This is a genomic window from Prevotella sp. HMSC073D09 (assembly GCF_001814145.1).
In the GTDB taxonomy this organism is placed as follows: Bacteria; Bacteroidota; Bacteroidia; order Bacteroidales; family Bacteroidaceae; genus Prevotella; species Prevotella conceptionensis.
On record NZ_KV815131.1, the window covers coordinates 1 to 1,050 of the forward strand.

General features: G+C 40.9%; 1 protein-coding gene. It reads left to right on the forward strand.

Annotated elements, in window-relative coordinates; genetic code table 11:
* Positions 1-471: 471 nt before the first annotated feature.
* Positions 472-1,014 (forward strand): RNA polymerase sigma factor, encoded by a 543-nt coding sequence (locus HMPREF2955_RS12925; RefSeq protein WP_070723860.1) that lies wholly within the window; start codon positions 472-474, stop codon positions 1,012-1,014.
* Positions 1,015-1,050: the final 36 nt, after the last annotated feature.

Sequence of the window (1,050 nt, forward strand, 5' to 3'; positions counted from 1 at the left end):
AACAATTAGTTAGATATTTACTGAATATCCCTAAGTAAAAGACATGGCACGCTCAAATTTTATCACTAAATTTGCGATATGGTGCTGCACATTTGCACCTGCTGGCTGGATAATGCCCATTGGTATAAATCGGTTCGTACGTTAATGAAAGTTATATTAAGGTATTGCGTTGGTGTTTTTGCGTATCTATTATTGTAGATGTTAGCATTTTATGGTGAAACGAATTGTTGAACTATGTCGGCGGTATTCGTCGGAGCGGTTGTCTCAGGCGAATTTTGAGCAACTTCAATACGGAGTGGCTCGAACATCAAGTGGAACATTGCGGGGCTTGATGGCCGAGGACCTTTCGTTGCCATTAGTAGCGTTAAACGGAGTTAGGCGTAAATTGCTGCAAGGCTTTAAGCAACGGCTCCATTCGTTACATCTACGTATTTCGTTCCGCCTTGTTGAAAGACCTTATTTCCTTTTCCCATGAAAGACAATTATGAAGAATATATCGCGCTGTTAAAGGAAGGTTCTTATGAGGCTTTCTCCGATTTGTACATGCACTATGCAAACAAGCTATACAGCTTTGCTTTGGTGCAAACAAGGAATAGTGTGCTTTCGGAAGACATTGTGCAAGAAACGTTCTTGAAATTGTGGAACACACGAGGACAATTGGATTGTTATGGAAATGTGCATGCCTTATTGTTCACCATCGCTAGAAATCTGATAATCGATGGTTTCAGAAAACAAATCAGGCAGATTGATTTTGAGGACTATCGCCAATCGTGTAATAAGATATCTTTATTGCCTACGCCCGAAGAACAACTTGACTACGAAGAGTTTATAAACCGACTGCAACAGACGAAGGGTCTGCTCTCTAAGCGCGCTTGTCAGATATACGAGATGAGCAGAGAAGAGAATATGCCTATCCAAGAAATTGCCGAATCGCTGAAACTATCCTCACAAACGGTTAAGAACTATCTGACATCAACCTTAAAGATTTTCAGAAAGAGGTTGATGAGGGAGTAGGGGGAGTTAAAGGAGTTAAGGAGTTAAGGAGTTAAG